This window comes from Ruminococcus sp. 1001136sp1 (assembly GCF_039841815.1).
GTDB classification, from domain to species: domain Bacteria; phylum Bacillota; class Clostridia; order Lachnospirales; family Lachnospiraceae; genus Blautia_A; species Blautia_A faecis.
In genome coordinates this window covers 83,528-105,543 of sequence record NZ_JBDPGY010000009.1, presented here as the reverse complement: position 1 = coordinate 105,543, position 22,016 = coordinate 83,528, and the positions used below count along the sequence as shown (strand labels likewise).

15 protein-coding genes are annotated in these 22,016 nt (G+C 44.1%); 1 reads left to right on the top strand and 14 read right to left on the bottom strand.

What is annotated here, in order from left to right:
- Window positions 1-4: 4 nt before the first annotated feature.
- The 8 genes from ABHC48_RS09795 to ABHC48_RS09760 all read right to left on the bottom strand — a co-directional run bounded on the left by ABHC48_RS09795 (window position 5) and on the right by ABHC48_RS09760 (window position 11,319).
- Window positions 5-1,870: an ABC transporter ATP-binding protein gene (locus tag ABHC48_RS09795; protein WP_334285698.1), complete on the bottom strand. Its 1,866-nt coding sequence runs from the start codon at window positions 1,868-1,870 to the stop codon at window positions 5-7.
- Window positions 1,851-3,731 (bottom strand): ABC transporter ATP-binding protein, encoded by a 1,881-nt coding sequence (locus ABHC48_RS09790; protein ID WP_195699981.1) that lies wholly within the window; start codon window positions 3,729-3,731, stop codon window positions 1,851-1,853. Before ABHC48_RS09790 ends, ABHC48_RS09795 begins: the two co-directional genes overlap by 20 nt.
- A 214-nt stretch (window positions 3,732-3,945) precedes the next feature.
- Window positions 3,946-5,712 (bottom strand): arginine--tRNA ligase, encoded by a 1,767-nt coding sequence (gene argS / locus ABHC48_RS09785; RefSeq protein WP_118579438.1) that lies wholly within the window; start codon window positions 5,710-5,712, stop codon window positions 3,946-3,948.
- 172 nt (window positions 5,713-5,884) lie between these two features.
- Window positions 5,885-6,754 (bottom strand): DegV family protein, encoded by an 870-nt coding sequence (locus tag ABHC48_RS09780; RefSeq protein ID WP_173771893.1) that lies wholly within the window; start codon window positions 6,752-6,754, stop codon window positions 5,885-5,887.
- A gap of 304 nt (window positions 6,755-7,058) precedes the next feature.
- Entirely contained in the window at window positions 7,059-8,090 is a 1,032-nt protein-coding gene (locus ABHC48_RS09775; RefSeq protein WP_195699980.1) for an ABC transporter permease, read from the bottom strand.
- A 1-nt stretch (window position 8,091) separates the two neighbouring features.
- Window positions 8,092-9,498, bottom strand: coding sequence for a biotin/lipoyl-binding protein (locus ABHC48_RS09770; protein WP_195699979.1), 1,407 nt, complete (start codon window positions 9,496-9,498; stop codon window positions 8,092-8,094).
- A gap of 132 nt (window positions 9,499-9,630) precedes the next feature.
- Window positions 9,631-10,470 carry a carbohydrate ABC transporter permease gene (locus tag ABHC48_RS09765; RefSeq protein WP_272067034.1) on the bottom strand — a complete coding sequence of 280 codons (840 nt, stop codon included), beginning with the start codon at window positions 10,468-10,470 and terminating at the stop codon, window positions 9,631-9,633.
- Window positions 10,471-10,473: 3 nt separating this feature from the next.
- Window positions 10,474-11,319 carry a sugar ABC transporter permease gene (locus ABHC48_RS09760; protein ID WP_173770078.1) on the bottom strand — a complete coding sequence of 282 codons (846 nt, stop codon included), beginning with the start codon at window positions 11,317-11,319 and terminating at the stop codon, window positions 10,474-10,476.
- 219 nt (window positions 11,320-11,538) lie between these two features.
- Between ABHC48_RS09760 and ABHC48_RS09755 the strand changes: the two genes are divergently transcribed.
- Window positions 11,539-12,216: a response regulator transcription factor gene (locus ABHC48_RS09755; protein WP_118579423.1), complete on the top strand. Its 678-nt coding sequence runs from the start codon at window positions 11,539-11,541 to the stop codon at window positions 12,214-12,216.
- Window positions 12,217-12,230: 14 nt separating this feature from the next.
- Here ABHC48_RS09755 and ABHC48_RS09750 read toward each other — a convergent pair whose 3' ends face one another.
- From ABHC48_RS09750 to ABHC48_RS09725, 6 genes are all read right to left on the bottom strand, one after another.
- Entirely contained in the window at window positions 12,231-13,532 is a 1,302-nt protein-coding gene (locus ABHC48_RS09750; protein ID WP_195699978.1) for a HAMP domain-containing sensor histidine kinase, read from the bottom strand.
- A gap of 12 nt (window positions 13,533-13,544) precedes the next feature.
- Window positions 13,545-15,887: an ABC transporter substrate-binding protein gene (locus tag ABHC48_RS09745; protein WP_195699977.1), complete on the bottom strand. Its 2,343-nt coding sequence runs from the start codon at window positions 15,885-15,887 to the stop codon at window positions 13,545-13,547.
- Between the two features lie 311 nt (window positions 15,888-16,198).
- A complete protein-coding gene (locus ABHC48_RS09740; protein WP_118579414.1) occupies window positions 16,199-17,470 on the bottom strand; it encodes an ABC transporter permease in 1,272 nt (423 codons plus the stop codon).
- 11 nt (window positions 17,471-17,481) lie between these two features.
- A complete protein-coding gene (locus tag ABHC48_RS09735; RefSeq protein ID WP_187566051.1) occupies window positions 17,482-19,578 on the bottom strand; it encodes an efflux RND transporter periplasmic adaptor subunit in 2,097 nt (698 codons plus the stop codon).
- Between the two features lie 4 nt (window positions 19,579-19,582).
- The gene (locus ABHC48_RS09730; RefSeq protein ID WP_148461915.1) at window positions 19,583-20,254 is read right to left on the bottom strand and encodes an ABC transporter ATP-binding protein; all 672 of its coding nucleotides are present in this window, start codon (window positions 20,252-20,254) and stop codon (window positions 19,583-19,585) included.
- Entirely contained in the window at window positions 20,251-21,780 is a 1,530-nt protein-coding gene (locus tag ABHC48_RS09725; protein WP_195699976.1) for an efflux RND transporter periplasmic adaptor subunit, read from the bottom strand. Before ABHC48_RS09725 ends, ABHC48_RS09730 begins: the two co-directional genes overlap by 4 nt.
- Window positions 21,781-22,016: the final 236 nt, after the last annotated feature.

Here is a 22,016-nt window from a genome sequence, read left to right as displayed (position 1 = left end):
CAGATTAAATCTGAATCGTCCTTCCCAGTTCTGCGGACGTTCTGTGTGAAATGGAAATAACGGTACGATCCTTTGCCACACGTTTCAATGCGGCCAGAACAGCCTTCTCTGTCTCCGCATCCAGGTTTGCAGTGATCTCATCCAGAAGAAGCAGTTTGGGCTCTGCCACTGCTGCCCTGGCGATGGATAGCAGCTGCCACTGTCCCTGGGAAAAAATCTCCGGGGTGCAATAAGTATCGTAACCATTTTCCAGACTCTCAATTGCCTCTTTTAAACCTGTAAGCTCTGCAACAGCCTTTACCTGACGCTCAGAGATCCGGTCATCATATAATGTAATCTGGTCGCGTACGGTTCCCGGCACCATGTGAAAAGTCTGCTCTACGTATCCAAAGAGTTTCCGTCGTTCTCCAGCCCTCACAGCCGTTGCCGGAATGCCGTGGAGCAGTACCTGTCCCTGATCCGGCTCATAAAGTCCAAGAAGCAGCTTCAATATCGTACTCTTTCCTGCACCAGTTCGTCCGAGTAGAGTCACCTGATCGGTATCCATCACCTTGAAATTCAGATGTTCCAGCACCACATGCTCATCATAGCCGAAGGTTACATTCCGGAATTCTACAAACGGAAAACTATTACTGCCAGAAGCTCCCAGTCTGTGCCTTTCTTCCATATCAGCCATCGCTTCCTTTCGGCTAATCTTTTCATTTCTGTTTTCTTCTATTTTTGTTGCCGGATTATTCCAGGTTTTCTCGGTATCTCCATTCTCCTGTGCGCCATTTTCTTTCTCCTCCAGCCCAAAGAATTCATTAATCCTATGGATTCCAGCTACCGCGGACTGGATGGTCTGAATCTCCATTCCAAGACTTTCCACCGGCGAAAAAATCTGTGAAATATAGTTGATCACAGCCACTGCAGTTCCCGCAGACATTCCAAAAAACGTGAGCACCATCTTATTTCCAGATGCTGAAAGCAGCATCACAGCTGCAACCACGACTGCATTTAAAATCAAGATCACCGGTGAATATACTGCATCATAAAAATTGGTTCTCTCCATTGCCTGGTAACTTTCACCGATGTAAGTGTCGTAACGCTCTTCCATATATTTTTCCCTGCCAAGGCAATGGATGGTACGGATATTATGAAGGGTTTCCGGCACATGTCCAGAGGCTCTTCCCACAGCCTTACGGTTTTCGATCTGGGCTGCCAGCATGTTTTTCTGCACATGTCTGGTAAACCAGAAAAGAAATGGCAGTATTACAAGAAGCACCACAGCGAGACCCTTATTTTCAAACCAGATCACCACCAGAATACTGATAATCTTGCAGGCGTCAGCAAACATACTGATGATCCCTGAGGTAAAAAGATTTTCCACAGTATCTACATCACCAACAAAGCGTGAAGCCAGAGTTCCAGGTTCCAGCCCTGTCAGTTTGTCAGAAGTAAGGCATATGAATTTTTCCATAAGGCTGCTTCTAAGTGCATGTGTGATTTTCTGCCCAAATACGGTAAGCAGACCTTCCCTGGCAGATTCCATGAATCCGGTAAGTGCAAGCATTGCAAAATAAAGGAAAATCACCCAGAATGTCACGGCTTTTCCCGCTGTGACTGTATCTACGATTTTTGCCAGGATCAGCGGCGGGATAAGAGCCGTTACCACTGCGCCTGCTACAGCAAAGACAATACCCATAGCCAGCCATTTCTGCTGCAGAACTGTTTTCCAGATCACACCTTTTACCTGTCTTTTTTTCGCTTTTGCAATTTTCCCTTTTCCCTTGTTTTCTACCGGAAAAACATTTGCATCTGACCTTCTGCTCTTTTCCAAAATCATATTTTCTTCTGATTTCACGTTGTTCTTATTTCTGTCTGTCTTCACTCTCTGCACCTCCTTCCTCAGTAAATAATTTCTTATACTCCGGTACCTTCACAAGTAATTCTTCATGCGTACCCACCACTGTTTTTCCATCTTCCATCCAGATGATCTGATTCATCTGCGGAAACAGATACAGACGGTGGGAAATCAGCAGCACAATATTCTCTTTCGCCTGTGCTTTCAAATTGGCAAAAATCTGTCTCTCGGTGCTCTTATCCAAAGCCGAAAAAGGATCATCCAGAACCAGAACTGGCTTTTTGTGGCAAAGAGTTCTTGCAAGAGCCAGACGTTTTCCCTGTCCGCCCGAAAGACGTACGCCACCATTTCCTACCAAAGTCTGTAAACCATCATCCATCTCATTTACTTCTTCTGCCATGCAAACCATTTTCAGGAAATCCTCTGTCTTTTTCTGTTCACCCATAAGCACATTGTTTTCCACGCTGTCGTTAAACAGCTCCGGATCATGACCAAGATAGCCTATGATATTCGTCTGCCAGGATTGGGGCATATTCTGAAGCTCTTTGCCATCCACAAGAATCTGACCTTCATATGGATACTCGCACAAAAATACTTTTCCCAAAGTAGACTTTCCGCAGGCCACTGGTCCGGTAATTCCGATTATCTGCCCTTTTTCAGCCTTGAAGGAAATATCCTTCAGAATCTGTTTCCCATCCGGATAAGCAAAATTCAGATGACGGACCTGCAATTGTTTTACGTTCCTGTAACGAATTTCTGACTGGGCTATCTCTAGCTGAGATAGCTCTTTCTGCGACAAGGTTTCTTCTGCCTGTTTAGCAGACATATTTTCCTGCCTTTCCACTTTCCCATTTTCCAGAATTCCAGACACATTTTTCTCACTCTTTGGGATTTCTTCCTGCTTTGTCAAAAGCGGCTTAATACGCTTCCAGGAAACCTGCGCCTTATGCACTGCATTAAACAGCTTCGCTGCACTGGATGACTTCACAGACAGCTTCACAAAACATGCCAGGAAAGTAGTAAAAGATGCAATCGTCCATGTGCTCCAGCCTGTTCCCAGAACATTTTTCTGTCCAAAATACAGGATAAACAGTACCCCGGTCATGGAAATGATCCGGTACAAAGGCGGCATGATGGAATTCCAGATATTCGCTTTTACTGCTGACTTTTCATAAGCGGTAAGATTTTCTTCATATGCCTTGCGGCGCTCCTCTTCACATCCAAAAACACGGTATGTAACAGCATTTTCCGCCCGGTCCAGAGTCGCTGTACTTAAATGTCCAGACTGCTCTTTGTATGCAGTTCCGGTTATCTGGATCATTTTTTTCATTTTTTCCGCCGTCATATAAGAAACCGGCGGGAAAATCATGCAAAGCAAGGCAAGCCTGAAATCATACCACAAAAGCATTCCTGCATAAGCAGCCAGGGCAACTCCTGTATCAAAAATCTCCGTAGTGAATTTGCGCATTCCCTCTACGCAGTCATCCACATCCAGGATTGCCTTGGTCATAATGCTTCCCTCGCCCTCTTCCCGAAGGCTTGCACGACTTTTCCGCACCAGACTGGCATACAGGATTTCTTTCATTCTGCCATTTACATTGTTGGCAAAACGCCGCACATAAAACCGCTTAATATACCTGGCAGTCTGGACAATTGCAATGGCGATCACATAGCCCGGCACCAGAACCAGCATATCTGAAAACTGGTCAGCCCCTTTCAGGATATCCACCAGGCATCCGGTCATTTTCCCCTCAAACCAGGGGCCTGCCAGAAGGCCGATATTATAAATCAAACCGGATATAGCCACTGCCAGAAGCACTTTCCATTCTTTCAGGAAATAGGAAAACACCCTGTCCGGCTGAAAATTTGTATGATGTTTCGCTTTCATCTGACATTTCCTTTCTGCCTTAGAGCGTGTTTGAAAAATCATTCCCGCAATCTGCACGTCCCACAAATTGTGACGCACATCTTGCAGAAAGCCTTTTTCAAACACGCTCTAAAGCATAACGATACAAAAAAGGAGCCGCTCACTTCCAGCTTTTCCAGAAAGTGCCGCAGCTCCATACCACAGACCATGCCCTCATAATCTGCTTATTATTTTATTACATCTTATCCGGTGCCTCGAATCCAAGAAGATCAATACTTGTCTCAAGCACTCTCTTGGTCAGCTGCAGAAGACGGATATAGGATTCCTTCTGCGCCTGATTCTCTTCACTGAGGATCTTGGTCTCATGATAAAAGCTGTTGAATGCATTGGAAACCTCATAAATATATGCACAAATTTTATGCGGGGCTTTTTCCTCAAATGCACTCTCGATCATACTTCCAAATCCACTGAGCTGAAGCATCAGGTTCTTCTCGCTGCCGTTAGATGCCGGAAGGATCTCACCTGCTTCAAGATTTCCGCCTGCTTCCACATAACGGTTCAGGATGGATTTGATACGAACGATTGTATAAAGGATGTACGGACCTGTATTTCCCTCGAAAGAGGTGAAGCGGTCTACATCAAAAATATAATCCTTGGTAGCCTGATTGGAAAGATCGCCATATTTAATTGCTGCCAGACCTACAATCTTAGCAGTATCTCTTGCATCTTTATCACGGACACTTCTGTTCTCTACGATCTTTGTGAACATTTCCTCATCAATATCGGCAATCAGGTTCTCAAGGCGCATAACACCGCCCTCTCTTGTTTTAAACGGTTTGCCATCTTTTCCATTCATAGTACCGAAGCCAAGGAAGGAAAGCCTTGTGTCTTCTTTCACAAGACCGGTCTTTCTTGCGCAGCGGAAGACCTGGATAAAATGAAGCTCCTGACGTTTGTCAACAACGTAAAGGATCTCATCTGGCTGGAACAGCTTCATACGCTCTACAATTGTGGCAAGGTCTGTAGTAGTATAAAGAGATGCTCCATCTGATTTCAGAAGCATACATGGCGGGATTTCCTTGGTATCGGTCTCCTCTTTAACGTCTACAACAAGCGCTCCCTGATCCTCATATGCAAAGCCTTTTTCCTTCATCATCTCTACCATGTCCGGAATGTAAGGCTGCGCATCAGACTCTTTTTTCCACAGATCAAAGGATACGTTCAAATTCGCATAGTTTCTCTTAAGGTCTGTAACAGAAACACTCATAATGTGGTTCCAGAGAGCCATGTACCCCGGCTTACCCTGCTGAAGAAGATGAGTTGCCTCCAGTGCTTCCTGACGGTATGCCTCATCCTCCTTGGATTTGCCGCTTGCACATGGATAAATCTCCTCAAGCTCACTGATAGTAAAAGGTGCCTCTGCAGGATATTCACCTGTATAGCTGTCATCAAAATATACAAGCTCCGGCTGTCTGTGCTTCAGCTCTGTAATGATCAGTCCCATCTGAAGTCCCCAGTCACCAAGATGAACATCACCGATCACCTTATGGCCTACGAAACGACCGATTCTCTTAATACTTTCACCAATAATTGCAGAACGGAGATGACCTACATGAAGAGGTTTGGCAACATTCGGTCCGCCGTAATCGATTACGATGGTCTTCGGCTCTTTGGCTGTGTCTGCACCAAGCTTCTCATCCTTCTCCATCTCTTTCAGATAATCTGCAAGAAACTCTTCGCTGACTTTCAGGTTGATAAATCCGGGCTTTACCATTTCTTTCATGGAAAATACTTTGGAATCTGCCAGATTGCCCACTACGTCATCTGCGATCATAAACGGCGCTTTCTTATAAGCCTTAGCTCCCGCCATGGCACCATTGCACTGGTATTCGCAAAGGTCAGGACGGTTGGAAACGCCTACTTTACCGTAGGATGAATCGTATCCTGCTTTTTCAAATGCTGCAGAAAGCTCTTCTGCCATGTAGTCTGTAAGTTTTTTCATAAATCCTCCTAAATTTTCTTCTCAGAGAGAATACTTCTGTTTTCTTCTGAATTCGTTCCGAAAATATATATTCTATTTCGGAATCTTTTCTAAAAAAATCAATTCTTTTCAATTACTATCTATAGGTGACATCCAAAACTAATGTTTATAAACTATAGCCATTTCTTAGCTTCTATGCAGTCACTTTCTTAGAACATGCGATTGCAAGAGAACCATATCCAATATGGCATGCCACACTAAGTGACAGCGGATCCATATGGATTTCCATACCAGGAAAGGTTTCCTGCATCTCCTGCTTCCACTCTTCTGCCTCTTCCGGATTACCTGTGTAAGCAGCCTGAAGACACATTTCTCCATTCTGGACAAACGGTGCAAAGCGTCCCTCAAAATCTGCCTTCATAGCCTTCAGCATAGTACGTCTGGCCTGCTTCTTGCCTCTTACCTTGGCAAAAGCATCCAGCTTCTCACCCTGGAGCTGCAGCACCGGCTTCAGATTCAAAACGGTACCTATTGCAGCTGCAGCAGGTGTGATCCTGCCGCCCTTTTTCAGATATTTCAGGGTTTCCAAGGTAATATAAATACTGGAATTAAATTTCTCTTCTTCCAGGATCTTCTTAATTTCAGCTCCGCTTTTACCTGCATCCCGAAGGGCAATCGCGTCCACCACAGATTGACGCTGGGTTACGGAAATTCTCTGATTATCTACCACGTGCACTCTGCCCTCATACTCCTGGGCAAGTCCCATTGCAGTAGCACAGGTAGCGCTGAGACCACTTGACATGGGGATCTGTACAATCTCATCATACTCTTTCAGAAGGTTGTCCCATAATCCCATAGTCTCTCCCGGGCTTGGCTGGGAAGTGGAAATAGAAGCATCCGACTTCAGCCACTGATAAAATTCATCCTGGCTCAGGGTAATTCCCTCCAGGTACATTTTCTCATTAATAAAAAAAGGCATAGGAATAACAGACACTCCAAGTCTGCGTCCTTCCTCCTGTGTAATGCCGCTGTTACTGTCCGTTACAATGGCAATCTTACTCATTCAATCTCTCCTTATCTCATAAAAACTCATGTTCCTGTTCACTTCGTTCACAGCAACAGGCTTCGCGAACCTTACCAATGAACAGTAACAAACTCGCCGCCGTCCTGCCTTTTCTTCTGGCAGCTGGTTCTTTTTTCCCAGTAAACAGCGACTGTAAATCTTCTTTCCCTATTCAGGGTCTTAAAGTCTATTATAATACCTGCGCTCCAGTCTGGCAAACACTTTAAAGAAAAGTCTCGAAAAAAATGTACCAAAATATTTCTTCATCTATAAAATTCTTTTGGCAAAAAAGAAAAAAGACAGCCTACACCGCCCCTATAAGCAGTGCTGCTGCCCCACATTTTATAATACAGCCAATTCCGCTCATCAGCCGCTCCGCCTGCGCCATAGTTTTCGGGAACATGATGTACCAGCGGAAAGCTTCCATTGTTTTCCGGAGCTTCGCAGGCCAGAAAGAGAAATCTGACCATTTGTCCGGCAGCCAGCTCTGGGGAATATGGGATAAGAGCCTTACGCAAAAAAAGAGGCCGATTCCCCACAGTAAAATTCTAATAACAAAGCAGCTACATTTTCTAAAATCAATTTTCTTTTCTCTACTTCTTTGAATTCCATTTTCCCAGGTTCCGCGCTCCATCTCATACAGCCACCTGGAAACAGTTCTTATAAGCATTACAAGAAAAGTCACTGGAAACCAGGGCAAAATCACTTCCAGCCAGCTGTCATCCACTAATATTCCGGATAGTCCGTTTCCCACGAGAAAATCAGATGCAGCACCCTCCAGTTCCTGACCTTTTTTACCTCGGATCAAAACCTGAGTGCAAACCAGATTTTTTTGTGGCGGACGGATAAGGATCATATGCTGATTCCAGGATACCACACCTCGCACTCCGTAAATCTGCTCTCCCACAGTCAACTGACTTCCCGCACAATTTTCACTGCCGAAAAGCTCCAGGGCTGTGTCTTTATCGATCACGCATCCGGTTTCATCATTCTCTTCTAATAAAGCAGCCTGTCGGTCGTACAAAGCAGCCATTCCCACAACGCCTGTCACCCGGGCATTTGTCTGTCTGAAATCCTCTGGATTCGTAACCACCTGTACTCCTCCATTCCACACAAAACAGAAATCTGTAATCTCATCACTACTTTGATAATTTTCCCAGATCTGCTTCGCCAGGTTTACTGCAGGATAATCTCCATACAGTTCAACCACCGCTGTATCTGTTTTTCCCACCTTCACATAATCTTTCATTCCAGAATAAAATAAAGCTGCGGCCAGCAATACTGCCATAACAACCTTCAGATATTTGGAACAGTAATTCTTCTTTTCACTTTCCATGCTAATTTTCAGAAATCCTCACCCTGCTTCCATCCTTCAGTTCCCTGTCTGCCTGGACGATCACAGCCTGATCCGTAGAAAGGCTTCCCTCACCCAATGCAGCAGTTGTCTGGTTTCTATCCTGCACAGTAACTTCCACTTTTCTTGCAACCATTACCGTTCCAAGCACTGTATTTTCTGTGTCTGTAACATACACATAAACCTTCCCATTCTCCTGGTACAGCGCTGAAAGCGGAACGCAGCAGGAATAAGGTCCAGCATCTTTTGATATGGAAAAATCTCCGCTCTGACCGATGGACAGACTGTTCGCCGGCATTATGATGGACAGGTCACAAATATCATTATCCTCCTTATTTTCTGTTATATTTTCCACTGTTGCTCCAGAAATATCATTATTGTTATTATATGTGATTTTCACATCTGCGCCGACAGATACATATTTTATATCATCTTTTGAGATGGTACCAGTCATTCGAAGAGCACCATCGGCTGAATATAAAACTACTGCTGCAGTCTGTCCTGTAAGGTCTCCGGTTTGCACGGACAGACTTTTGATCACACCGTCAGAAGGAGACGAAATCACTCCCTCTGTACTTTGAAGCACTGTAACCTTTTCCATATCTGCTCTGGCATTTTCCAATTCTCTTTGTACGTTCTCCAAGGTACTGTCTGAAGCCTCCGGCGTACTGGCATCGGACACCGCTTTTCCAGCACTTGCCAGAGTCTGGTTTCTTCCCGCGATCACTTCATTTAATGCTTCCTGTCTGGCTCGCAGATCATCCTGAAGGGCAGTTTCTGTGGCGGAATCATCCTCCTGTGTTACAGTGGTCTCACCATCATTAAATCCTTCCTCTCCATCTGTGAAGCCACTTAAATCATCCCCGGAAGTCTTTGCTTCCTTTTCCCTGTAAAATTCGTCAAGCCGCTGTTGGGCTATCTGAACTTCCGCCCTTGCATTATCCACGGAAACATTTCCGCTTTGCACAGCCAGATCATAAGAATTTCCAGCCCATGTCTGCTCCGCTGCACGCTTCTGGCTGTTCACCTTTTTCTGGCTTTCCAGATCCTTTGCCTGCCCTTCCAGAGTTTTTACTTTATCATCCAGATTCTTCAAAGCCGCCTGAATGCTGTTCTGGGATAGCTTCAATAAAATATCCCCTTTTTTCACAGTCTGCCCTGCATGTACCATCACCTGCTCCACTTGCAGATTTTCCAGTACAAACACCGCCACTTCCTGACTGCCCTCCACTTTTCCAGAGCCTTTCACCTCATGAGTGATCATCTGATTTGCCGGGTTCTTAGTCTGGATCTGTATCACATTTACAGAATCCGAAACTCTTGACAATATGGTAAAAATCAGCATCATTACAAAAAACAGGCAAGTTGCCTGAATTAATTTTTTCTTCATGTCAAACTCCCATTCTGTTCCTGAACATATTTGTAAAACACTCTGCATTCTAACTATTTCTTTTAAATTCCATTGACAATATATTTTATCAAACTGTCGTTTTTTATCGTCACTTTCCAGTTGTTTCTCTTTTTATTCTTTTACCGCCGTAGAGACAATTCCCTGCTCCAGATAGTCCTGTCCGGACAAAAATACCAGAACTGCCGGGGCCAGTGCCACCACAGAGGCCGCAAATGCAAACCCTGCCTGTTTCAACTCAATATTAGGCAGGTACAAAGACAACGGCCACAATTCTTTTGTTTTCAAAAATGCCATCGGCTGTTCGATCAGATTCCAGTATTCCAGAAAGCCCAGAACAATGGCAGAAATGACGCCAGGTGAGCCCAAGGGGATGGCAACTATAAAAAACAGTTTAAGCTCACCTGCACCGTCAAGTCTTGCCGCTTCCAGAAACGCCAGAGGAATCCCTTTGAAAAAGCGGTACATAATAAATATGGGGAATGTAGAAAAAACCGCCGGGAAAATAATCCCCAAAAGCGAGTCAAGAAGCCCAATTTTATCCAACACCAGATAATTGCCAAGAAGCATAACCTGAAACGGCATCATCATCAGTGCAATATACAAAGTAAACAATATATTTTTCCCTGGAAAATCAAATTTGGCAAATCCCCATGCAGCAGGCATTCCAACCAGAAGCCCGCCAGCGAGGGCACCAACCGTAATCTTCACCGAGTTCCAGAACATTACGAAAAATTCCGGTGAATCCAGCAATACTTCCACATAATGTTTCAGAGTCGGATATTCCGGAAACAGCTTCCAGGAAGCATATCCTTTCGCCCCCTCCTGCAGCACTGGAAACAGCAGATCTGTAAGCTCATTTTTTCCCATAAGAGAACCAACTACCAGAAATAAAACAGGAAATATAAAGACCAAAGCTAAAAGTACAAGAAAAAAACAAGTTATCTTTTTCACTTCTTAATCCTCTCTTTCCCATGCTTTTTGCAGTAAAAGTACCAGAACCATGATCGCAATTCCAGTAACCACTGCCGCAGCCGCCATCTTATCCATGGCCAGGTCTCTGTACCAGTTATTGAACAGATGCTGCAGAAGATACATGTTCTCCTGTGGATAATCTCCTGCGACCAGATAAGCCTCCCGGAATACTTTAAAGCCGTTCAGCAGCGACAGAACTACAATGGTAAAAAGAGAGGGTAAAAGATTGGGACAGGTAATCCTGGTAAAGCATTTCCAGGCACCTGCTCCATCCACCTTTGCTGCCTCATAAAGAGATTCCGGAATTGTGGAAAGGCCTGCCAGCCACAGTACAATGTCATACCCTAAATTTCGCCAAATATAACTGATCACCAGCACCCAGAAGGTAGCCTTTGTATTCAACCAGTCTATACTTTTCAACGACAACATTTCCAGAAAATGGTTCAAAAGCCCCTGTCCATTAAAGAGTACTTTCCATAAAATTGCCACAGAAGCAACTGGAATGGCCATTGGAAGCAGAAATGCGGTTTTCATCAGCTGCTTCTGATTTTTTCCAAGTCCATTTAGCAGGACAGCAGCTGCCAGTGACAAAACCACCAGTAACGGAATACAGATTCCGAAAAACCGCAAGGTATTTTTCCCGGCAAGAAGAAATGCCTGATTGGAAAATATCATCTGATAATTCATAAATCCAGTAAACACTCCATTTACAGCTCCAAAAAAAGATCTGCGGATCACATCCACATAAGGAAGCAGCCAGAATACACAGACTCCTGCAAAGCTAGGGAGAATAAATAAAATCCCTTTCAGGGCATGTTTTCTTTTCAAAAAATTTCCTCTTTTCTACCTTTCATTCAGCATTATAAAAATAGCAAAGAAATCTCTATTCTTTCTCTAAAGCGTGTTTGAAAAAGGCTTTCTGCAAGATGTGCGCCACAATTTGTGGGAGATTTTGTCCGGTTTTCAAACAAGCTTTAAAATTAATTAGAGAAATTTTAGAGATTTGCGTATATAATGGATAACAGATTATAAGAAGAGGAGTTTCTTATGAGAATCTTAATAATAGAAGATGACAAAGATCTGGCGCAGCTTACAAAGCTTGCACTTGAAAAAGAAAATTTCACGGTAGATATATGTCTGGATGGTGCGGAAGGTCTTTACTATATGCAGGAAAATATGTATGATCTGGTACTTCTGGACCGCATGCTTCCTTCCATGGATGGAACCCAGGTTTTGAAAGAAGCCAGACAGTCCAACATCTCAACCCCTGTTATTTTCCTTACGGCACTTGGCGAATTACAGGACAAAGTCAACGGATTGAACTGCGGAGCAGATGATTACATGGTAAAGCCCTTCGCTTTTGAAGAGCTTCTTGCAAGAATCCACAGCATTATGCGCCGTCCCGGAAAATGGGGTGACTTAAATCTTCTGAAGCTGGGAGATATTGCTTTTGATCCTGAATGCGGGCGCCTTACCAAGGGTGCAAAAGAATGCACTCTTTCCGGCCGCGAAAGTGCCCTTCTGGAAGTATTTCTCCGAAATCCCGGTCAGGTTCTTCCCAGAAACCTTCTTCTCTCCCGCGTATGGGGCATGGAATCCGACGTAGAAGAAGGAAATCTTGACAACTACATACATTTTCTCCGTCGCCGCCTGAAATCTGTGGAAAGCACACTGGTTCTCAAAACCATACGCGGGATAGGTTATCAGTTGGAAGTCTGTCAGTAAACAGCATTCTCGTTTTATTTCGGTAATCTTATCACAAATGTACTTCCGCCACCCGGAGTATCCAGAATACGGATACTCCCTTTATGTAACGTCACAATTTCCCTGGCAATGCAAAGTCCAAGTCCAAAATGCTGTTTCTCCTTTCTGGCCGGATCAGCCCTGTAAAATCTTCGGAATACAGCCTCCTTATTCTCATCCGAAATTCCCGGACCATTATCCTGTACATAAAGCTGAAAATATTTTTCATTTTCTTTTACTCCCATTTCCATCCTGCCACCGACCGACACATAGCTTGCCCCGTTATCCAAAAGGATTCCCAGTACCTGACTGATTCTGGCACTGTCACACTTACAGATAGAAAGAGGCTCCTCTGGCAGAACTACTTTCAAGGAAATCTTTTTCCCATGCAGAATAGGCTGGTATTTCTCATATGTATCCAGAAGCAAGGTATCAAGCTCACAATCTGTCTTCATAATACTCCAGGATTTATTGTCAGCATTTGCAAGAGAAAGCATATCCCCGATAAGCCGGGACATCCTGTCTCCCTCACTTTTTATGGTTTTCAAAAATCTGCCGGCATTTTCCCAGTCAGATTCCATTGCCTGTACACTTGACAATATCACAGCTAGCGGAGATCTCAGTTCATGGGATGCCGAAGCAATAAACTGGATTTGTTTCTTTTGATTCTCTTCCAGAGGACGAAGCATTTTTCCTGTAAAAAACCAGGAAAATGTAACCAAAGCCAGAACTGCAAGCAGCACCATACCTCCAAACCAGACTCTTTGATGAAAGATCTGTGTTTTCAACCCATCAAGAGGATATATCAGCACCAGGCTTAACACGCCGCTTCCCTTAGGAATCAAGGCTGTACAGGCATAAAAATCTGAAGTTTCAAAATAAACCGTTTTGGAAAGAGAGAGGCTTCCCATATAGTCCACATCAAGCCCCTGCTCTTCCCGGGAAATTCTGGCAGCCTCTGTCAGCATATTTTCTACAGAGCTCAGCTCATCTTCCTTTTTATCCTGATTCCGGCTTTCTGTATCCAGCTTATCAAAATACAGCTTTTTTCCGTTATTCCGAATGCGAAATTCCACTTTGTATTCCTGCTTTGCTTCCAGTATCCACTTGTGAGAAAGCACAGTCTGATTTTCCAGATAAGCCACACAGGAATTTCCATTATTTAAAAATCTCTCGTATGTATTATAGGTAAGTCCCCTCTCGGAGATCACAAGACAGGAAGCTGCCATCAGGATCAGTATTCCGCTTGTGATCAGTGATGCAAATATGGTCATTTGCCTGTGAAGCTTTTTAAACATCTCTTACTCCTTCTATTCTGCCAAATATAGGTTCACCTGCTGCATGACTGCATTTACCGCCTCATCAAGGCTGATTTCCCCATTCAGGTAACGCACTCCGTTTTCACAGACAGCACTGGTAATGATTGTATTATCCAAAACCGGAGTTGTAAGCATTTTTCCAAGCTGTTTTAATTCATTCACCTTATCAGCGGACGGAACTTTTATACTGTATACCAATTCCTGACCGTTCTCGCTGTTACTGCTGCCGCCAGTAACTAACACGTTTCCAGCCTCTCCCTGATTCCAGTAGTCCTCTCCATTGTAAACAGCTTCCACTACAGGGAACCCATCTTCTCTGGAAAGCATCTGTCCTTCCTCAGAAAATAAATATTCCACGAATTTCTCAGCAGCAGCTTTCTGGGAAGCTCTGGAGCTGATTCCGATTCGGCTGACCGGAATGAAACAATTTGCCATCTGCCCATTCCAAAGTGCATAGGACAAGGAAGTATCTATCTCTGCCATAGAATTTACAAATGCAAAATCCAAAGGCGAAAAAATATCACCCAACGCAAATTTACAGTTATTGGAAAGCAGCACGGCAGTTTCTCCCGAAATACTGCCCGCTCTTTCATATACTGGCTGTCCACTGTCATCAAAGGCCTGTGGATAGGCAGCCTTTAATTCATCCATAGCATCCTTTCCAGCCTGATAAATCCTTTCGGACTGTTCCAGAAATTCCTTTATCTTTTCTTCATCCAGAGTTCCATCCTCTTTCATCCATGCTGCGGAGCTGTTATCTGCCAGTTTTTCCAGAAGTGCCTGTGGATACATGGAATAAAGTAAGGGCAGCTTATAGATGTTTTCCGGGGTCAGTCCATATTCATCCTTGTACTTCGTGAGCACATCAGCCAGAGAAGCCAGGTCTGTCACTGCCTGCACATCCTCGTTGTTTCCCTCTATCATGGGAATTCCAAATTTCACTGGCATCTCATAGATACTTCCATCCTCTTTTGTATAAGCACTTTCTATGTTGTCCAGTAATCCTGCCTCTTTCAGAATTCCACTTAAATCCTCCAGCATTCCCTGTTCTATATAGGTTTCGGAAGAAATTCCGTCCAGAATCAGAATATCCGGTCCTTTTCCTGCCATAATCTCCGTATTCAGTGTTTTTAACGCATCCGTACGTGTTACACCATCGTTTCCGGACATTCCGGTTTCCAGTGTGAGATAAATATCCGGATATTTCTTCTGAAACATAACAACTGCCTGTCGAATACCGGAATTCTCTTCCAGGGAATATATGGTGAGCTCTGTATCCGGTACAGTTGGAGTATCTGCAGAATACTTATAAGAAACCAGCCTTCCGCAATTTAAACCGAAGCTGTAATCAATTTCCCCAATGTAAAACACGCCTTCCTGATCCATTGCCATACAGTTAAATGCCTTATTCGAAGAGCTTATGGAATTCAGGCTTCCATCAATTACCTGCTCAATTACATTGCCGCCAAATGCATAGCGGTATAAACCAGTCTGATCCACATAGAATATGGTGTTTTTCTCATCGCCATCCAAAAACAGCAAAGCAGTACCGGAGGAATTTCCAAATTCCAGATTTGCAGGAGTCTTTTTCAGCTGCGCAGTCAGTGCATCGCCTCCACCTGCCGGCTTGCCGGAAGCCACATCATAATAATGCACATCTCCATCTGCAATCACAATCAGATACTCTGCAGTCACACACATATAATCTGTGGATTTTCCTTTCTCATACTCATGAACCACAGCCCCGTCAACAGGATTGATTTCCCAGATTCCATTTCCCGAAATCTGCAAAAACAGGTTGCCATTTTCCCCAATATCTATACTCCAGGCCATGGTTTCATCCAAAGCTTCTCCGATTTCTACCTTCTTTCCTTCACCGTCAGCGGGACAATAATAATATTCCATACTTCCCATGCTGTTCTCATCTTCAGATTCTATATACACGCCAATCAGAATACTTCCGTCTCTTCCAAGCGCTGCTTTATAAATGGATTCCCCTTCCACACCGAAAAAACCGGCAACCTTCTTCCCTTCTTCCCAGGTCTTGCCCTTGTCAGAGGACTGGTAGAGCATCAATTCGTAGTCACTGTTTCTTGCAAGCATTTTCAGGCTTCCCTCTTTCATAACCTGCAAATCCACAATCTCCATACATCCTTCCGGCACAGACAGTTCATTCTCCAGATACCGTCCCATTGCTTTGGATTCCACGGAATCTGCCTTGTCCTTCCCTCTGTCAGTACTGCCGCAGCCCATCAGGCTTCCCGCTCCCGCAATGCTCAGACATACTGCTGTAGAAACAGACAGAACTTGTTTCCATTTTTTATATTTTTGCATATTAAAAATCTCCTTCCAGTGGTATGCAATAATCCTACCAAAGGAATCTCTATGTAATCTCTAAACAAGTATATCATGTTTCCCCTTATATTTTGCAAAATTATAACCGACGAAACATAACATTGTCTATAGCCTGTCCTAAAAGCATTTCCACAATCTGCACACTCCACTTTACCCAAATAACAAAAAAACATACTTGGACACATGAATTGACTCATAAAAAGAACGGCCGTTAGCACAAATCATCTAATTTATGCTTTCAGCCGTTCGTTTTTATAACAATATTAACATTTATTGCAAAATATTAACCATTACTCACTTCTAAGTGCATCAATCGGATTCAGGTTGGCCGCCTTAACAGAAGGAAGCAGACCAAAGATGATACCGATCAGCATAGAGAATACTACAGAGCCTATAATCGCCGGAACGCTGATGGCTGTAGGTGAGCCTGCCACCTTGGATACTACTTTTGAAAGTCCGATTCCAAGAACAACTCCGATAATACCTCCAACACTGGTAAGTACTGCTGCCTCCGTCAGGAACTGTCCCAGAATCACCTTCTTTCTGGCACCAATTGCCTTCTTCAGACCAATCTCCTTGGTACGCTCGGTTACAGATACCAGCATGATATTCATAACACCAATACCTCCAACCAGAAGAGAAATACTTGCGATCCAGATCAGCTGGGAGTTGGTGCTCTCACTTAAATCCTGAAGATCCTTTACCCGCTGCATAACATCATCTGCTTTATACTTGAAGCCGCTGCTTCCACTGCCAGTGCTGCTGATAGATTTATTCAGGATTTTCGCCACAGCTGAACCTGTTTCACTCATGTTGTCCGTGCTGTCTACTTTGACGATCGCATTCTCAGGCTCATCAAATTTGTAAGAAATCGGCCAGCATTTATTTGGAATCATTACGGTTCCAATTACATTTTCATAATAGCTGTTGAAATCACTCGGTGTATCCATGTTGGGCAGGCTGTCAGCCGACTGGCGTACAACTCCTACAACTGTATAGGGTTCAGAACCGATCTCAATGATTTTTCCCACCGGATTCGCTCCCGGAAACATGGTATCAGCAGCATAGCTGTCCACCAGTGCCACCTTGCGGAAATTATCATAGTCAGCCTGTACAAATCCCCTTCCGGAACGAACCTGATAACCGCAGGTATTCAGATAATTGGTATCAATGCCATAGACCTTACCACCGGAAAAACTGCTGTTCTCATAGTAAACACTGCTGTTGTAGTCTGTTCTGCTGTAAAAAAATGTTGCATTCTCCACATGGTCTGTTTTTAACACTTCATCCTTCAGGCTCTGACTGAGGATCGGTGTAGAGCCGGAAGAACTGCCATCATAATAATCCACACTGTAAGCACTGTCACCCTGTGACAAAGTTACATTTACCGTGTTATTTCCAGAACCGATCAGGTTATCCTTAATCTGCTCACTCGTTCCCTTAATCGTGGAAACAATGGCAATAATAGATGCAATACCGATAATAATACCCAGCATTGTAAGGAAAGATCTCATCTTGTGTGACCAGATTCCCTGGAATGCCAGACGTATATTTTCAAACATGAAATCCCTCCTTAACCAAGACCGCCATATGATGTGGAATCATATCCCATAAACGTATCCAGCGATCCTTCCTTTGTCTTCATACCTTCTTTAATGGATTTCGAATAAGGGAATGCAATCTTGTCATCCATGGACAAGCCGCCGCTTACCAATACATAAGCACCACCGTTTACATTCTCTTTTACCTTAACGATCTGTTTCTTCAGCACACCATTGTCATCCTTGTACACATAGCTTACGCCGTCTTCCGTACGGACAAAAGCCTTGGAAAGAACAATGCCGTCAGTACTCTGCGCCTGCTGTTCCAGCTGGATATCCACCCAGTCTCCAACACTTACCTGCACGGTGTCATCTGTGATCTTGGCAGTAAAATTATAAGAAGAAACATTTGGATTGCTGTCTCCATAGTAATAATAGGAGCTGTCTCCATCAACTGCATAATCAGAAACCTGGATCACCTCAGCCTCAAAATTCATATATCCATTCTCACCATAAGAATTACAGTTCAAAATTGTGCCTTCCTTCACCTGGTCAAGCATAAGTTCCCCTACAGTTCCCTGTACGTAATAGCCGTCTTTGCTCTTAACGATCATAAAGGAATCAGATTCTGAATTGGTACCTGTAGCTGCATCTCCCACAGTGGTTACAATACCATCCAGCTTACTGGTGATCAGCTGTCTGGCAGCTTTCTTCTGAAGCTTACTGATACTGATCTCACTCTCCTGCACATCCAGTTCCAGACTGGCAATCCGGTTCTTCTGGATCTTAATGGCCTCAGAACGGGACAGGGAAGAGCTTCCGCCACCACTACCTCCATCACCAGGAATATCCGGCTCGTCATCTCCATTATCATACTGCATAGCCCCGTCAAGGGTAAAATCCATTTCTGCAAAACGGTCAACCGGATTGCTGAGCATATTTCCATCGACCAGATAGTATCCGGTACAGGATCCTTTTCTGTTGGTATAATCAGCAATGGTATCCTTCTTATGGAATTCCAGCAGATACCAGTATCCGCCCGGATGAAGAAGAATGGTTCCGTCAGCATTATAGCCAGCCATCTTATTCAGAAAAGCCCCGGTTACATTAACCTTGCCTTTTGCACTGGAACAAAGATACAGATAAGGATCTTCTTCGGTTCCTGTTCCCTGATAAGGTTCTGTATCATAATCCAGAGTCAGGTAAAAAGGTTCCTCTCCATCTACAAATCCGTCATTTCCAACGGTAGCATTATTCTGTGCGGAACCAGAATTGCTTCCATCTGAAAATCCTCCCTGATTCGTGTCTGAAATATCACTGCTAAAACCATCACTGGAAGGTTCATCATAAAATCCGGAAGCAGTACCCGGATCGCCGGTACTATCCTCTGAATCATCTTCAGAATCATCTCCGGAATCAGCTTCTGTATCAACAGAAATATCTCCTGTGTCACCGCTTGTCATTTCATCTGCAGAACCAATATCTCCGCTTCCCGTTTCCTGGGTATCTGCAGAAGTAATTTCCCCATTTCCAACTGCCTGAGCGTCTGCAAATCCATCTGTCACAGCAGCCAGAAGCATTGGCTGCAAAACAGCTGCCAGATAATGATCAGAAGCAGTTACTGCGGAAGACAGTTCATCATCTCCCATAGAATCTGAGCTGTCATCTTCTGTAGAATCCTTTCCTGAATCAATCAGATTGTCTGCGGAGGAAGAATCGGAATCAAGAATCGGTCCGCCATTTTGCAGGCTGGCAAGTCTTTTCTTTGCAGCAGCAAGATCCTGCTGCTGCTTCTGAAGCTTCAGCTTGGCAATGTTCAGTTCCATTTCCACAAGCGTCATATCAAAGGATATCAGCTTGTCTCCCGGCTTTACCTCATCCCCTTTGCTCACATAAACTTCCTGGATGATCATGTCTTTCTCTACGGAAATCCTCTGTGTTGCATTGGCATATACAGTTCCACTCAATGTAGCATCGGAATCATATCTCTCACCTGCCAGATCACTGACGCTTGCCACCAGCACCTCCTTCTGGCTTCCTTTCCGTACATACATCAGTCCGCCGCCAATACCGGTTCCTACAAGGGCTGTGACTACTACACCTATTATAATTTTCTTCGCTTTTCCCATAGGATCACCTCTTTTCCTGAAGCTCACCGTCACGGATCATAACTACCCGCTTGGCATGTGCTGCAATATCCGGATCATGAGTGATCATAAGAACAGAAACGCCTTCATCATTCAGCTTCTGGAAAAGCTCCATAACCTGTCTGCCAGACTTACTGTCCAGTGCACCGGTAGGTTCATCAGCCAGTAGAAGTCTTGGATTATTTACAATGGCACGGGCGATGGCAACTCGCTGCATCTGTCCACCTGAGAGCTGATTGGGTCTGAAATCCACACGGTCTGCAAGCCCCACCCTGTCAAGTGCTGCAAAAGCGCGCTCACGTCGCTCCTTCTTTGGCACATGAGCATAGTTCAGCGGCATTTCCACATTGGAAATAGCAGACTGTCTCGGCAGAAGATGAAAGCTCTGAAATACAAATCCAATCTTGTTCAGACGGATATCTGACATCTCATTCTCAGAACATTTGCTGATGTCCTGCCCATCCAGGAAAAAAGTTCCCTTGGTTGCCTGATCCAGACAACCGATTATATTCATCAATGTAGATTTACCAGAACCGGAAGGTCCCATGATGGCTACATATTCGCCCTCTTCCATGGAAAAGTTTACGTCCTTCAATACGGGGACAATCATTTTTCCCTGCTGGTAATCTTTATAAATCCCCTTCAGTTCAAGTATCATCCTGCGGCCTCCGTATCATCAGAACCATACTGTCCAGGCTCATCAATGCTCTCATCAGTAAAATCTTCGTAATCGTCCCCTTCTGAATCATCCTCTATAAAATCTTCATCTGAGAAATCTTCTGAAAAGTCTGTATAATCACCATCAATGGCTGCATCCATGCTCTCATCAGAAACACCTGTCTCAAAGTCCGCACTGGAATAGTCTCCATCCATAGGCTCCATGGTATCCCCGTCTGAGTACTCACTGCCATCCAGATTACTTTCCATATCAACAGCCTCCAGATCCTCATCTGTCATCTCAGATACGTCCTTTGTCCGCATTCCCTCTGCCAGGCTGTCTGACGGGAACGCAATACTGTCATCCTCAGTAAGACCATCTGCGATCTCATATTCTGAAAGATCATCATCATGCTGCCCAAGAACAACAGAGCGCTTCTCCAGCCTTCCCTTGGAATCTACAGCCCACACATATGGGTTTTCTGTATCTGCATCCACAATATAATAATCTCCCAGCCAGATACCTTTCTTCTGCTCTTCCTGTCCCTCATCCATTTCTATGTATACATGCTGTCCTAACATAAGTCCCTCTGATGAATCCAGAGTTACATAGAAAGGATAGCTACTGGAACTTGTAGTATCATCACCGCTGGACATTCCAAAATAGGAATTACTGCTACTGCTGTTCGTAGAATTCTGCTCGTCCACAGCCCCCATAGTTCCATGCCAGATCTGATTCTCATCCACTCTGGAACGCACAATAACTGCAGAGCCTGGAACAACCGTATTACGATTCTGCTCATTTACCTGCCCCTTAATACGGTAAGCACCTGTACTGAGAATGGTGATAAAAGAATTATCAGAAGAATCACTTCCGTAATCAGCTCCCATGCTGTCATCCAGAGTATCTCCATCATCGCTTCCCAGCTTACTGGTATCAATTTTCTGGATGACTCCGTCGATTTCGCTTCGTACTTCTGTATTGGTGGTAGCTGCCTGCAGCTTATCAATCTCTGCCTGCTTGCTCACCTGGTCATATTCGTTCTTCTTCAGATTCATCTTATTCGTCTCAATCTCAATGGTATAAGAAAGCTGGCTGTTCTTATTGGCTTTCTTCTTCTCTTTCTCAAGAGTAGAGATCTGTTCAGTAAGACTGAGGGCTTCATTCTTCAGCCTGTCAAGAGCCAGCTGCGCTTCCTTCAGGCTGTCCTGGATACTGCTCAGGTCGTATTCAAAAAGCAGCTGTCCCTTCTTTACCTCATCTCCAACCTTCACCTTTACTTCGGTAACAGTTCGATTGTTCTCAATATTTACCTTTACCGTCTCCTGAGGCTCTACCACGCCTGCGAACCGGTTCAGCACTCCGGAATCTTCTCCAAGAAGAGTGCTGATCTTAGTCACATATGCAACTTCACCAGAAGCCGCTGCAGAATCCCCATAATTTTCTTTATAGTAATACCAGCCACCGGCACCAGCTGCTCCAGCAAGAATGATCAGCCCTCCGATGACAAAACCTTTTTTCTTCATGGTTACCTCCTATACGATAACTCAATGGTTTTTCAATATCTTTTGCAATTATAACAGATATATCTCCACATCTGTCATCTGCATTTACCCTGTTTATAATAACAGATTCAGCCTCAAAAGAAAAGCATTCTAAGCTGATAATGCATTTTTCACAATTTATTCACTCTTTTTTTAGAAATATCGTCTAAATTTTAGGCATTTTTGACTTTTATGAAAAAAAATGGTATAATAAAAAA